At 57.2% G+C, this 13,226-nt stretch carries 8 protein-coding genes and 1 tRNA gene; all 9 read left to right on the top strand.

The window, feature by feature from the left end; genetic code table 11:
• The first annotated feature begins 23 nt into the window (after nt 1-23).
• Nucleotides 24-96 (top strand) — tRNA-Ala (locus tag SPI6313_RS07730).
• 280 nt (nt 97-376) lie between these two features.
• Nucleotides 377-1,672 (top strand): histidine--tRNA ligase, encoded by a 1,296-nt coding sequence (gene hisS, locus SPI6313_RS07725; protein WP_072620473.1) that lies wholly within the window; start codon nt 377-379, stop codon nt 1,670-1,672.
• Nucleotides 1,673-1,715: 43 nt separating this feature from the next.
• Nucleotides 1,716-4,340 (top strand): hypothetical protein, encoded by a 2,625-nt coding sequence (locus SPI6313_RS07720; protein WP_072620472.1) that lies wholly within the window; start codon nt 1,716-1,718, stop codon nt 4,338-4,340.
• Nucleotides 4,341-4,450: 110 nt separating this feature from the next.
• Nucleotides 4,451-5,272 (top strand): prepilin peptidase, encoded by an 822-nt coding sequence (locus SPI6313_RS07715; protein ID WP_072620471.1) that lies wholly within the window; start codon nt 4,451-4,453, stop codon nt 5,270-5,272.
• 13 nt (nt 5,273-5,285) lie between these two features.
• A complete protein-coding gene (locus SPI6313_RS07710; RefSeq protein WP_072620470.1) occupies nt 5,286-5,552 on the top strand; it encodes a hypothetical protein in 267 nt (88 codons plus the stop codon).
• Nucleotides 5,553-5,611: 59 nt separating this feature from the next.
• Nucleotides 5,612-6,550 (top strand): acetyl-CoA carboxylase, carboxyltransferase subunit beta, encoded by a 939-nt coding sequence (gene accD / locus SPI6313_RS07705; protein ID WP_072620469.1) that lies wholly within the window; start codon nt 5,612-5,614, stop codon nt 6,548-6,550.
• 81 nt (nt 6,551-6,631) lie between these two features.
• Nucleotides 6,632-8,365, top strand: coding sequence for an ABC transporter ATP-binding protein (locus SPI6313_RS07700; protein WP_072623047.1), 1,734 nt, complete (start codon nt 6,632-6,634; stop codon nt 8,363-8,365).
• Nucleotides 8,366-8,497: 132 nt separating this feature from the next.
• Nucleotides 8,498-9,850 carry an efflux RND transporter periplasmic adaptor subunit gene (locus SPI6313_RS07695; RefSeq protein ID WP_072620468.1) on the top strand — a complete coding sequence of 451 codons (1,353 nt, stop codon included), beginning with the start codon at nt 8,498-8,500 and terminating at the stop codon, nt 9,848-9,850.
• A 3-nt stretch (nt 9,851-9,853) separates the two neighbouring features.
• Nucleotides 9,854-13,006, top strand: a complete 3,153-nt coding sequence (locus SPI6313_RS07690) for an efflux RND transporter permease subunit (RefSeq protein WP_072620467.1) — start codon at nt 9,854-9,856, stop codon at nt 13,004-13,006.
• Nucleotides 13,007-13,226 lie beyond the last annotated feature (220 nt).

Raw genomic sequence — 13,226 nt, 5'->3', positions numbered from 1 at the left:
CACAAAAAAACGCACCCAAACACGGGGGTTTAGCTCAGTTGGTAGAGCGCCTGCTTTGCAAGCAGGATGTCAGCGGTTCGAATCCGCTAACCTCCATACTTTTTTGAGCAATACTCGAACATTGGATCGGGTGATTTGCCGGCCTAGGCCGGCGATCGCATCCACCCTTCACCTTCAAGATCGCGGGGGGGATTTTGATGGAGGGCGATCGCTCCGTGACTATTGCTCCGTGCGGGGGGGCAGGGTTGACGCGGATCGCGGCTGATGATGGCGTTCCGAACGAGAATCAGGGCATTTTCGGCGGGAGGGGGTTTCAGAATTTGTTAAGATTTTCTCGAATCACTGATTAATCGCTGAGGGAAGCAAGAAAAGCGGGATGGGTACAATTAAGGCGCTGCGGGGCACACGGGATATTTTGCCGGAGGAAGTGGGGTACTGGCAACAGGTGGAAGCGATCGCCCGCTCGGTGTTTGGGAATGCGCTTTATAGTGAAGTGCGGCCACCGATTTTTGAGCAGACGGAATTGTTTGCGCGGGGCATTGGTGAAGCCACCGATGTGGTGGGGAAAGAAATGTATACGTTCACGGATCGGGGCGATCGCAGTATTACCCTCCGGCCGGAATTTACGGCGGGGGTGGTGCGGGCCTTCATTGAGCATAAACTAGGGGCGAAACGTAATGTACAGCGGCTCTGGTATGGGGGGCCGGTGTTTCGCTACGAGCGACCCCAAGCGGGACGGCAGCGGCAGTTTCATCAAATTGGGGCGGAGTTGATCGGCAGTGAGTCCCCGGCGGCGGATGTGGAAGTGATCGCCGTGGCGACGGATATTTTGCAGCAGTTGGGGTTGAAGTCGCTGCAATTGGAGATTAATTCCGTGGGGAATCAGAGCGATCGCACCGCCTACCGCGCCGCCTTGATCGAGTTCCTCACCCCCCACAAGGCGGATCTTGATGCCGATTCCCAAGACCGCCTCACCCGTAACCCCCTGCGCATCCTCGACAGCAAAGACCCGAACACGCAAGCGATCGTTCAAAATGCGCCCCAGCTTTTGGACTATCTCAGCGATGCCTCTCGCCACCATTTCGAGCAGGTGCAGGCAATGCTAACCACCTTGGGGATTGAGTATCGGATTAATCCGCGTCTGGTGCGGGGGTTGGACTACTACACCCATACGGCCTTTGAGATTCAGTCTACGGATCTCGGTGCTCAGGCGACGGTGTGCGGCGGCGGTCGCTATGACGGGCTAGTGTCGGAGTTGGGCGGTAGTGCGACTCCGGCGGTGGGTTGGGCGATGGGGGTGGAGCGGTTGATCTTGCTGCTGGAGCAGTTGAGGGGTGAGGATGCGCCAACGGCATGGGCGCAGGTGTATTTGGTGTCTCAGGGCGATCGCGCCACGGCCCAAGGGATGAAATTAGCCCAGGCATTACGTCAGGCGGGGCTGCGGGTGGAATTTGACCTCAGCGGGGCAGCGTTTAAAAAACAATTCAAGCGGGCGGATCGCAGTGGCGCATCCCTTTGTCTGGTTCTGGGCGAAAGCGAGGCCGAAGCGGGAATGGTTGGCCTAAAATGGCTGAAAACTCAGGAGCAGACCCAGCAGTCCCAAGCGGATTTGCTCGGTTCATTAGCTACACTGAAGCAACGCTTGGCTAAGGATGCGATGGAGCAGGGGTGATGGGGATGACGGAAATTCAGACCGTTCACGATGGGGATTAGGCATGGAGGCTTGGGAGTTTTTACTACAAAAAAAGGAAACGCGATCGTGGTTTCCGATTAAAAATCGGAAGTTAGCGTTAGCAGCGGGACAGTATCGCATTGTGGCCCAGGGGTGTCCTGCGGATACGGATGTGGAGATTCGAGTGTTTTACCAAACGCTGGATCAAGAGCCGCCCCAGAAGCGATCGCAAAAACGCACCGGCCGCACCAACAAAGATGGCTTGATGGTGGTGATTCCCTTTACTGAACTTAAAACGGGTCTATGGGAATTTCGTTTCAATGCCCCCAGTCTTGACACCGAGAGCCAAACTCTCTTACTTCGGGTTCAACCTCCCAAAGCCGAGCCCATCGCATCGCCACCCATCGCATCGCCACCCATCGCACCACCGGCTGAGGTTGCCCAGGGGCGCGATCGGAACGGCACAGCCCCCAGCGTCGAGCCGCGACCTGTTTTTACCGCGCCCCCGCCACCACAGCCCGGTTATCGCGATCATCCCCTTAATGGGGTTCCATCCGATCCCCTGCCTCGCCCCGAACCAACCCCCGAACCAACCCCAGACCCCAACGACTTCGACAGCGTTACCGCCCATTCCCTCCTCGAACAGTCGATCAACAGCCTGGAAAGTATCCTGGCCCAGGTGACGGAACCGGCCCCCTATGTGCCGCCGCCGTCGCCGCCCCAAGTCACCCCCGTTGAAGCTACTGACCACCCACCAGCCCCCAACTTCAGCCAGGTACAGTTGGGAATCACTCTGCTGCAAGATACCTTTGTGCGTCGTCAAGAAGAGCCGATTTTGATTTCGGGTCATGTGAACTTCCTCCCACCCCAACACCCCAGCATTTTGGATCAGGGGTTTGATGGGGTGTTGCGCTATGAACTCCGCGATCCCCAAACCTTTGACCTGTTGTTGAATGTGGAGCAGCCCCTGAGTGATGCGACGATTCCGTTGGTGTTTAACTATTTATTAGATGTGCCGACGGGGTATGAGACGCGGTTAATTTTGGGGGAAGTGGTGCTAGAGGTGTATGCCTATCAAGCAGAGCAGACGATTCCCTATAAACTGACGAGCCAGAGTTTTTCGATCACGGCGAGTTTGGCGGAATTGTTGGATACGGTGAAACAAGTGCCGTTACCGCAACCGGAACCCCCGCCGGAAGTCCATTTACCGCCGATGCAAGTTCCGCCCCTTGATGATTTTTGGAACAGTGGCCCTAGTGTGAAGGCGCGTCCCCTGTCGGTGATGCCGCCTCGGTTGAATCAACCCCAAGGCCCCCGCCGGAAAGTGCTCGATCTGCCTAATTTCAGCAGTCCGCCGCCGCGTCGCGATCGCGATCCCCTGGCATTGCCGCCGCCGCCGGAAGCGGCTGCTTCGGAAGTTTCCCCGTTGCCCGCTTTTCCCGATCTAGAGGCGATCGCACCTCCTCCCCCGACGGAACCCGCGCCGGTTCAACCTCCCGATTCCCCAGCCCCCCCGCCACCTCTCGCCTATCCCACCGAAGAGGATTGGGCGATCGCGACACAACAACGCCATCACATCCCCTCTGAACCGATTCCCGTCGTTTCTCTGGGGTCTGAGGCTCCACGCCATGACCCTCCGCCGCCGCTGGATTCGCGGCTGGCGACTGTCTTACAAAACCACACGGCACGAGGAAAACAGGCAGACTCCGGGCCAGCATCGGAACCCTTCGACGCGGCCGCCGAACCAGATTCCCATGATCCCGCTGCGGCCACGGACAAACCAGTGGAAGAAGCCGCGTCCCCATCTCAATTTGAGCAGCATTTTTGGCGACGGTTGAGCGATTTGACCACGGAAAGCGATCGCACCGATGCAATGCCCACCGGGCCCGACCGCACCAAGCACGCCAGTCAGGATGATGATCGTGATTCTGTTGAGGCTGATCACCCCGATCATGAGGATTCCCATCGGTTTGATTATGGCGAGCATCGCATTACCGGCCTGGATTCTGTGGAAGAGGCATTGAGTGCGATCGCCCAAGCCGAACAGCGTCAAATGACCACCGATGCGAACCGTTGGGAGCGAGGCGATTGGCCCATTCAAGAATTTGTGGTCGATGATGAAGACGACGACCCCGACACCATTAGCACCCTCGCCCAACGCCCCAGCCCCCTCGCCCCCAAATACGACACCTCCGGACTCCCCTACCCCCCGGAACTCAACACCGTTGCGCCTGCGAGCCGCCCCACGCTCCCCACTCCCGATCCGGACATCCGCGATCGCCCCATCCCACCGCCGGAACCCGCCGCCGTCCCCGCCCCGATCCTCGAAGTGCAAGCGGGAGAACTCACCGCTGGAGAAATGATTTTGATGACGGTGAAATTACCGCCCCAAACCCTGGGCACGGTCTATGTCAAACTCTGGGTTCAGGATCGGGAAACGCGCCAACTCCTCGACGGGCCACGGGCGTTCATTGAGTTTGAAGCCGATGGGACAGGCAGCCTCGCCACCATGACCCAATTAATTGTGCCTCTGGGGGCGCAGTCGGTGCGCTTCGAGGCGGTGACGATCAATGTGGCGACGCAGCAAGAAAGCCGTAAGACGAGTTGCGATCGCACCGTCATCCCCCCCAACCTTCCCACCTTCACCACCGCCGAAGAGTGGCTTTAAGGCAGCAGGAAACGCGGGCCACAAAAAAGCCCTCGCGCCTGGGGGAGAGGGTTGGGTGAGGGATTAAAACTTTGGTATGGTACGGCTTAAATTGCGATCGCACCCCGCCTATGGATAGTCTGATTCAGGTCATTAGTAGTTTATTTGTCTTCATCGTTGGCGCGGCGATTGGGAGTTTTCTCAACGTGGTGATCTATCGCCTCCCGGCAGGAGAATCGATTCTCGCGCCGCCCTCCCACTGTCCCCGCTGTCAGGAGCGGCTGGCCTGGCATGACAATGTGCCGGTGTTCGCCTGGTTTTGGTTGCGGGGCCGGTGTCGGTACTGTCGAGGCGCGATCGCACTGCGGTATCCCCTCGTTGAAGCGATCGCGGGCGGCCTGTTCCTCGCGGTCTTTTGGCAATTTGGCCCCACGGTGAGCGCGATCGGCTATTGTCTCCTGCTCAGTTGGCTCCTCGCCCTCGCCCTGATCGACTGCGACACCCTTACCCTCCCCAACCCCCTCACCCAATCGGGTCTCGTCGCGGGGCTGGGCTTCATGGTCATTCAAGGCTGGTTTGAAACGGGGGCATTTCAAGGCAGTGCCGATCGGCTGGTGACGGGCATCTTTGGGGCTGTGTTTGCCCTGTGGGGGTTGGAAGCGATCGCCCTGATTGGCTCCCTCATCTATGGACGTACCGCGATGGGGGCGGGGGATGCGAAATTATTAGCCCTGATCGGGGCGTGGTTGGGCTGGCAGGGGGCAGCCCTGGCGGCCTTTGTGGGCTGTGCCTTGGGGGCGTTTTTGGGCGGCGGTGCGATCGCCCTGCGGCTCTTGGATCGTCGTCAACCGATCCCCTTTGGCCCCTTTCTGGCCCTAGGGGCCACCCTAACCCTTTTTTGGGGTGACATAATAGTATCCACTTATCAACGCTTTCTGTTGGGGGCGGGATGAAATTTGAGACCTGATGAAACGAGACTTGCCGCGTCTTGATATTATGAATTTTGTGTCATGGATAACAATTAAGATCGCAGGCGCACGCTGGGAAGCCGAACTCATGCAGCAAATTTTAGCCAGTCATGACATTCCAAGTCGTGTCGTCAATGTGGGGGCGAGCGGATGTTTTTTGACCGGCGAAACGGCTGTACAAGTCCTCAGCCCGGATCGATGGACAGCATTACTATTGCTGAGTCCCAAGGAAGAAGAACTGGAAACCGATGATGAATTTGGCTAACCACGCCCCCTGTTCTTCACCATTGCAACTCATTGAAGCGGAGTCGTTAAAATCCCAACATGTCTTTATTTGACTGGTTTGCCAATCGCGAAAAAAACCAACCCGTTGCCCCCCAAGGCCACCAAGAGCGCGAAATCGCCGATGGCCTTTGGACGAAATGCCCAAAATGCAGCGTTTTAACCTATACCAAAGACCTGCAAGCCAATTTACAGGTTTGCGTGGACTGTCACCATCACATGCGCGTCGGCAGCACCGAGCGGATTCACCAATTGATCGACGGGAAAACCTGGACCCCGCTCCATGAAGACATTTGCCCGATGGACCCGCTGGAGTTTCGCGATCGCAAAGCCTACAAAGACCGCCTGCGGGAATACCAAGCCAAAACCCACCTCAACGATGCCGTGCAAATTGGCACCGGCCTCCTCGATGGTTTACCCGTCGTCCTCGGCGTGATGGACTTTAGCTTCATGGGCGGCAGTATGGGATCAGTGGTGGGGGAAAAACTGACCCGCCTGATTGAGTACGGCACGCAAGAAGGGTTAACGGTGATTATCGTCTGTGCCTCCGGTGGGGCGCGGATGCAAGAAGGGATGCTCAGTTTGATGCAGATGGCGAAAATTTCCGGCGCTCTCGAACGCCATCGCCAAGCCAAGCTTCTTTATATCCCGATTCTCACCAATCCCACCATGGGCGGCGTGACGGCGAGTTTTGCGATGTTGGGGGATGTGATTCTAGCTGAACCGAAGGCGGTGATCGGCTTTGCGGGGCGGCGGGTGATTGAACAGACGATCCGCGAAAAACTGCCCGATGATTTCCAAACGGCGGAATATCTGCTCAACTGTGGGTTTGTGGATGCGATCGTGCCCCGGACTCAACTGAAGCGCACCCTCGCCCAGTTGATCAGCCTGCATCAACCCTTTTTCCCCGTCAACACGTCCCCCGCAAACCATCACACCACCCCCTCCACCCACATCATCGAAGCCCACACCCCCGCTTAAATCCAGTGGCTGCGTTGTTGTCTCTCCGGCCGTGGATTGCTGACCCGGCCGGTCATGCCCTTATTTTTTTCCGTAAAACCCTTGAAAACCCCGTTTCACTATCGCCAACTCGCCCCCTATATTCAGGCTCAACGCCTGACGATCGCCTCTGCTCTCCTGGCGACGCTCGTGTTTACCGCCTGTTGGCCCGCCTTGATTAAAATCGCGGAAGCCTTAGCCGAATCGGTGGGGACGGGAAACGTGCAGGGCAGTGCAAGGATTGCGGGCATTGCGGCGGCGATTTTCTTCGTGCGGGCGATCGCGCAATACGGCCAAGACACCCTCATGGCCAAAGCCGCCCTCCAACTCACCCTCAACCTCCGAAAAGCCGTCTATGCCCATGTACAACGGTTGAGCTTAAGTTATTTTGAACAGACAAAAACGGGGGATTTATCCTATCGGCTCACGGAAGATGTGGATCGAATCGGCGAAATTGTGAATAAGATTTTTCAGCAGTTTGTGCCCTGTATTTTGCAACTGATAGTTGTTTTGGGAATGATGGTGTATCTCAACTGGCAACTCACCGCGAGCGCGTTAGTGATTGGACCCTTGATGGCGCTGTTGGTGGGCTTTTTTGGGGAACAACTCTTGCAATATTCTCGCCGTAGCCAAAACCGGATTTCTGACCTTTCCTCCCTGTTGATTGAATATTTCAGCGGGATTCGCCTCGTTCAAGCCTTTGCCGCTGAAGACTACACCTTAAACCAATTTACCCACTACGCCGAAGACAACCGCCGCACTCGCTACATGACCGAAAAAATCAAAGCCTTTCAGATTGTTTTTGTGGGCTTTCTCTATGCCATGAGTGTGGTGTTTATTTTCTTTTTAGGAACGTGGCAAATTGCCCAGGGGAATTTAACGGGCAGTGAGTTTGTGGGCTATCTGGCCGCCGTGGGGATGCTGATTGATCCGATTAGTATCACCACCTCGAATTACAACGAATTCAAACAAGCTCAAGCGTCAGTGGATCGAGTCTTTGAACTGCTGAATTTAACGCCAGGGGTGGAGGAAAAACAGGATGCGATCGCTCTCCCCAGAGTGTCTGGTAAAGTCGAATACGACGATATTTCCTTCGCCTATGTCCCCGGTGAACCGGTGTTAAATAACCTCAGTTTTCTGGTGCATCCCGGTGAAATGATCGCCCTTGTGGGTCATTCGGGAGCCGGTAAAACCACTTTAGTTAATCTATTACCCCGCTTCTACCAAGCCGCCACCGGACGGATTCTGATTGACGGTATTAACGTCGCAGATGTGACCCTCAAAAGTCTGCGGCAGCAGATCGGGATTGTACCCCAGGAAACGATTTTATTTTCTGGAACCATTGCCGAAAATATCGCCTTTGGGCAACAGGATTTTCACCTTGACCAAGTGGAAGCCGCCGCCAAAATTGCCAACGCCCATCAATTCATCACGGAATTCAGCCAAGGCTACACCACCTATGTGGGCGAGCGGGGCGTGAATCTCTCCGGGGGTCAGCGGCAACGGATTGCGATCGCCCGCGCCATGTACCTCAACCCCCACATCCTCATTTTGGACGAAGCTACCTCCGCCCTCGATTCCGAATCCGAAGCCCTTGTGCAGGAGGCATTAGAACGGATTATGCGCGATCGCACCGTCTTCGTCATCGCCCACCGCCTCGCCACCGTCCGCCGCGCCGATCGCCTCTTCGTCATGGAACAGGGGCAAATCGTCGAAGCCGGAACCCACGCCGAACTCCTCGACCAGAACGGTCGCTATGCCCGCTTCTATGCCCAACAATTCACCCCGGATCAATAACACCGGAAGCCGCCTACCCGATGACCATGGTTCAGCATTTATTCTGAATCTGCCTGGAGTGGTAGCCTTAATTTTTGAATTTTCGTTACGATTCGGAGTGAGTCGATCTGTAAAATCCGCCAGGAATGCCCGATGTCTAACGCCAATTCCAGCCAAATCAGTCCAATCCCGCCGCAACGGCCCAACTCGAAAGTACGGGTGATGGCATTGGTGGGCGCGACGGTCCTCCTGACGGGGGTGGGGGTGGGATGGCGCTGGTGGAGTGGACAGCAACAACAGCAGACGGCCATCGGACAGCCCCAAAGCCAAGCTCTGCCGGTGAAGTTGATCACCCTGGGGCCGACAATGGTGGCCAATTCGACGGATTTTGTCGGGTCGCTGGCAGCGGAACAGGTGGTGGAGGTGCGACCGGAGGCGACGGGACGGGTGCAGCGAATTTTTGTGGCGGCGGGCGATCGCGTCGCGGCCGGAGCGCGGTTGGTGGAACTCAAACCCGATCAGGCTGAGGCGAATCTGGCCAGTTTGCTCGCCACCGTTAACTCAGAACGGGCGGTGGAAAATAATGTGCAGTCTGAGATCGCGGCCCTCAATGCCGATCGCATCGCCCTCAAAGCCGATGTGGATTTGAAAATGGAAGATTACAAACGGATCGAGTTTTTGGTAAAAGAAGGGGTGCTGAGTGAGCAGCGATTAGACCAGGCGAAGCGCGATCGCGATGTGGCGATCGCCACCCTAGCCGCGATCGATGAACGGATCACCGCTGCCCGCGCCACCCTCACCCAAGCCCAAGCCAACCGCCAATCCGCCCAGGCCAACGCCAACCGCGCCCAAGCCCAACTGGAAGAAACCGTTGTCACTGCGCCCTTTGCGGGGGTAGTGGGGGATCTTGCCGTGGAACTGGGGGATGTGGTCACCGACAGCAACACCCTCACCACCCTGACCCAAAATAACGTCCTCAATCTCAGCATTTCGATCCCCACCGAACGCGCCCCTGAATTGCAACTGGGGCAACTGGTGGAACTGGTGACCGAACAGGGCAACATCCTCAACACCGGCGAAATTAGCTTCATCGATCCCAACGTTAACCCCGCCCAACAAACCCTCCTCGCCAAAGCCCGCTTCATCAATCCCGGCGAATTATTGCGGAATGGGCAGTTTGTGCGGGCGCGGCTGGTGTGGCGCACGGAGCCGGGTTTGCTCGTGCCGACCGTGGCGATTACGCGGTTAGCCGGGAAGCCCTTCGTGTTTGTTGCTGAAGTGCCGACCGAGGAGGATGAAGTGCCTCCCGATACGGAGTTCATTGCTCGCCAGCGTCCTGTTGAACTGGGGCAGATTCAAGGAGATGCCTACAATATTCTGTCGGGGGTGCAACCGGGCGATCGCATCGTCGTTTCCGGGATTCTCAACCTCACTGACGGCGCACCGATCATGCCCCTCCCCGATGATGCGCCCGATGCGCCCGATGCGTCCTTTACCGCTCCATAGCTTATGTTTGTCAACACCTTTATTAAGCGTCCGGTGGTGGCGATCGTTTTTGCGATCGTGATTAGTCTGATTGGCGGGGTGATTCTCCCCACCTTACCCATCGCCCAATACCCCGAAATCGCGCCGCCCCAAGTCCAAGTCACCGCCAACTACACCGGGGCCAGCGCCGAAATCGTTGAAAACACCGTCACCAACGTGCTCGAACAGGAAATCAACGGTGTCGAAGGCGTGCGCTACATCTCCAGCAGCAGCAGCAACAACGGCACCAGCCAAATTAACATCACCTTTGATGCTGGGCGCGATCTCGATCTCGCCGCTGTGGATGTCCAAAACCGGATCGCCACAGTCCAAGCCCGCCTCCCCGAAGCCGTTCAGCGTACCGGGGTCAGTGTCAGCAAGCAATCCAGCGGCTTTTTGATGGCCTTGAGCCTCTATTCTGAGGGGGGAACCTACGACACCTCTTTTTTAAGTAACTATGCCGATCTCTACGTGGCGGAAGCCTTAAAGCGGATTCAAGGGGTGGCGGGGATTCAAATTTTCGGAGAACGGCGCTACGCGATGCGCCTCTGGGTAGACCCCCAGCGCCTGGCCAGTCGGGGCTTGACGATGCTCGATGTCACCAACGCGGTCAGTGAGCAAAATTTCCAAATTGGGGCGGGGCGTTTAGGTCAGTCGCCCAACGATGGCGAGCAGCAATATCAACTGGATCTTGAATCCTTCAGCCGCTTCACCAGTGCCGACGAATTCGAGCAGATGGTGCTGGCGACCGATCCCGATAGTGGTTCCTTGGTGCAGTTCCGGGATGTGGGGCGCGTTGAATTGGGCGCGGAAGACTACAACACGATTTTGCGGTTTCGGGGCAATACGGCGGTGGGCTTGGGGGTGTCGCAACTGTCGGGGAGTAATGCCCTAGAGGTGGCGGCAGCGGTGAAGGCGGAGATGGCGCGGCTGGCTGACCAGTTTCCGCCGGACATGACCTATGCGATCGGGTTTGATACGACGGAGTTTGTGGAAGCCTCGATGACGGAGGTGGTGTGGACGTTGATTCAAGCGATCGCCCTCGTGGTGTTGATTATTTTTGTGTTTTTGCAGGATTGGCGGACGACGTTGATCCCGGCGATTACGATTCCAGCGTCGTTGATTGGCACATTTATTTTCGTCAAGGCGTTTGGGTTTTCGATCAATGCGTTGACCCTGTTTGGCTTGACCTTGGCGACGGGGATGGTGGTGGATGATGCGATTATTGTGGTGGAAAATATCGATCGCCTCATTCAAACCCAAGGGATGCGACCGAGGGAAGCTGCGATCGCATCCATGCAGGAACTGACTGGAGCCGTGATCGCCACCTCGTTGGTGCTGATGGCGGTGTTTGTGCCCGTGGCCTTTTTCCCCGGTTCCACGGGGGCGTTGTATCGTCAATTTGCCCTGACGATCGCCTTTTCCATCGCCGTTTCCACCTTTCTCGCCCTCACCTTTACCCCCGCCATTTCCGGGGTCTTACTGCGTCAAGGTCGCCACGCCCCCGCGCCGCTGCAATGGCTCTTCGATCGCTTCAATGGTTTCCTCGACTTCTGCCAACGCAGCTATGCCGACACCCTCCGGACGATCATGCGGTTTCGCTGGGTGTTGGTAGGGGTGTTTGCGATCGCCCTCGTCGGCACGGCGTTCATGTTCACCAAAGTTCCCTCCGGTTTCCTCCCCGAAGAAGACCAAGGCTATTTCATCACCCTGATTCAAGCCCCTGAAGGCGTTTCCCTCAACTACACCAGCGATGTGGTGGCGCGAGTGGAAGCAGAATTGTTGAAAGTCCCCGAAGTCCGCGCCACCTTTGCCGTCACCGGCTTCAGTTTCACGGGCAGCAGTGCTAACAATGGCATCATCTTCTCTCCCCTCAAACCCTGGTCAGAACGGCGGCGGCCGGATCAATCGGTGCAAGCCATCATTGGCAAACTCTTCCCCACCTTGATGGGCATCACCGAAGCGCGAGTTTTCCCTGTCAATCCACCCCCGATTCGTGGTCTGGGAACCTTTGGCGGCTTTTCGTTCCAACTCCAAGACCGGCGGGGGGTGAATGACCTGGATACCTTGGTGCAAACTTCCGGCAAAATCATCGGGGCAGCGAATCAAAATCCCGGTCTGCAACGGGTGTTTACCTCCTTTGCCGCCAGTACACCCAAGCTGGATTTAGAGATTAATCGGGGCGGGGCGAAGGCGTTGCAAGTGCCCATTGATGACCTGTTGCGGACGCTGCAAACGGCGATCGCCTCTCGCTATGTCAATGATTTCACCCTCGGCCAACGCAACTACCGCGTCTATGTCCAGGCGGATCAACAGTTCCGCGACAATCCCGCCGATCTCGATACGCTCTATGTGCGATCGCAAAATGGCCGCCTCTACACCGTCGGCGCTCTCGTCAAAGCCACCCCCAGCACCGGAGCCCAAACCATCAACCATTTCAACCTCAACCGCTCCATCGAAATCACCGGCGGTGCGGCTCCCGGCATGAGTTCCGGGGATGCGATCGCCGCCATGGAAGCGATCGCCGCCGAAGCCCTCCCCCCCGGCCTCGGCTACGAATGGTCAGGAACCTCCGCCGAAGAAGTGGAATCCGGCGGCCAAGCCCCCTGGATTTTTGGCCTCGGTCTCGTCTTCGTCTTCCTCGTCCTCGCCGCCCAATACGAAAACTTTTTCGACCCCTTCATCATCATGCTGGCGGTTCCCCTCGCCATCCTCGGCGCGTTGTTGGCCCAATCCTCGCGGGGTTTAATCAACGATGTCTACTGCCAAGTGGGGCTGGTCATGTTAATCGGGTTAGCGAGTAAAAACTCGATCCTAATCGTCGAATTCGCCAACCAACTCCGCGCCGAAGGGTTGCCCCTCGTCAAGGCAGCGATCGAAGCCTCCCGCGAACGTCTCCGCCCGATCCTGATGACCGCGATCTCCACCCTCTGCGGTATCTTCCCCCTCGTGATCGCCACCGGAGCCGGGGCAGGCAGTCGGCAATCTCTCGGTACAGCCGTGTTCGGCGGCATGTTCGTCGCCACCTTCCTCACTCTTTTCATGGTTCCCACCCTCTATGTGGTTGTCATGTCCCTCCAAGCCAAACTCTTCCCCGCCCTAGCCGAACCCCCGCGATCGAAGTTTGAACATCATTAAAGCGCGATCGCGCCTCAGCAGGGCAAAAGGGGCAGCCATTTCGTCACACTGACCTCGTGGGGTTTGAACGACCGCGACAGACCGATCAGCACGGTGTCAGATGGCTCAGATGCACCCAGGGGATACCTTGACCCCACCAGGTTTTCAGGGCATTGTGGAGACGGGAGCTTTGGTCACAGCTATTTGAGGGTTTTGTCTGGTGACTCACAGTTTACAGGGC

The organism is Spirulina major PCC 6313, assembly GCF_001890765.1.
GTDB classification, from domain to species: Bacteria; Cyanobacteriota; Cyanobacteriia; order Cyanobacteriales; family Spirulinaceae; genus Spirulina; species Spirulina major.
Note: the sequence above shows the minus strand (reverse complement) of the source record. Positions and strands in the feature narration are given on the sequence as shown.

What these genes read in the sequence shown, in the direction of transcription:
- accD (WP_072620469.1), top strand. Translation starts at nt 5,612, where the DNA reads ATGTCTTTATTTGACTGGTTTGCCAATCGCGAAAAAAACCAACCCGTT.
- SPI6313_RS07695 (WP_072620468.1), top strand. Translation starts at nt 8,498, where the DNA reads ATGTCTAACGCCAATTCCAGCCAAATCAGTCCAATCCCGCCGCAACGG.
- SPI6313_RS07715 (WP_072620471.1), top strand. Translation starts at nt 4,451, where the DNA reads ATGGATAGTCTGATTCAGGTCATTAGTAGTTTATTTGTCTTCATCGTT.
- SPI6313_RS07710 (WP_072620470.1), top strand. Translation starts at nt 5,286, where the DNA reads ATGAAACGAGACTTGCCGCGTCTTGATATTATGAATTTTGTGTCATGG.
- hisS (WP_072620473.1), top strand. Translation starts at nt 377, where the DNA reads ATGGGTACAATTAAGGCGCTGCGGGGCACACGGGATATTTTGCCGGAG.
- SPI6313_RS07690 (WP_072620467.1), top strand. Translation starts at nt 9,854, where the DNA reads ATGTTTGTCAACACCTTTATTAAGCGTCCGGTGGTGGCGATCGTTTTT.
- SPI6313_RS07720 (WP_072620472.1), top strand. Translation starts at nt 1,716, where the DNA reads ATGGAGGCTTGGGAGTTTTTACTACAAAAAAAGGAAACGCGATCGTGG.